We start from the raw sequence: 295 nt of genomic DNA, 5'->3' as shown, positions 1-295 counted from the left end.
TGAAGAAGACGATAGAAGCAGCCCGAAATTGGGTCTGTAGCTCAGTTGGTTAGAGCGCACCCCTGATAAGGGTGAGGTCGGCAGTTCGAATCTGCCCAGACCCACCAATTTTTGTGTGGGAAACCTGTAGAAATACGGGGCCATAGCTCAGCTGGGAGAGCGCCTGCCTTGCACGCAGGAGGTCAGCGGTTCGATCCCGCTTGGCTCCACCACCACTGCTTCTGAAGTTTGAAAGCTTAGAAATGAGCATTCCATCGCTGTGATGGTGAATGCTGATTTCTAGTCTTTTGATTAG

General features: G+C 51.5%; 2 tRNA genes. Both read left to right on the top strand.

The window, feature by feature from the left end:
- The first annotated feature begins 30 nt into the window (after positions 1–30).
- Positions 31–107 (top strand) — tRNA-Ile (locus tag V3W27_RS28105).
- A gap of 29 nt (positions 108–136) precedes the next feature.
- Positions 137–212, top strand: a tRNA-Ala gene (locus V3W27_RS28100).
- Positions 213–295: the final 83 nt, after the last annotated feature.

Source organism: Pseudomonas sp. AM14(2022) (assembly GCF_036346455.1).
In the GTDB taxonomy this organism is placed as follows: Bacteria; Pseudomonadota; Gammaproteobacteria; order Pseudomonadales; family Pseudomonadaceae; genus Aquipseudomonas; species Aquipseudomonas putida_A.
Note: the sequence above shows the minus strand (reverse complement) of the source record. Positions and strands in the feature narration are given on the sequence as shown.